Below are 205 nucleotides of genomic sequence, written 5' to 3'. Positions count from 1 at the left end.
GCGCCACCGTCATCCTGGCGAGCGCCGCCGTCGTCATGGCGGGCACCGTGGCGCTGCATCCCGTGCTGGCGGAACTGCTGCCGGGCAGCACCGACGCCGCCGAAGCCGCCCCGATCCCCGCGGTTGCCGGCGAACTGCACGTCACGGCGGCCGGCGACTATTCAAGCTCCACGGCGGCAGCGGACGTCCTGGCCCGGGTGGGGCA

The 205-nt window shown here is 75.1% G+C and carries 1 pseudogene; it reads left to right on the top strand.

Going from position 1 to position 205, the window contains the following annotated elements:
- Positions 1 to 205, top strand: a pseudogene (locus ACU18_RS20115) (metallophosphoesterase); the annotation flags it as partial.

This window comes from Arthrobacter sp. ZBG10 (genome assembly GCF_001238605.1).
Classification (GTDB): domain Bacteria; phylum Actinomycetota; class Actinomycetes; order Actinomycetales; family Micrococcaceae; genus Arthrobacter.
This window is presented reverse-complemented; position numbering and strand designations above follow the sequence as displayed.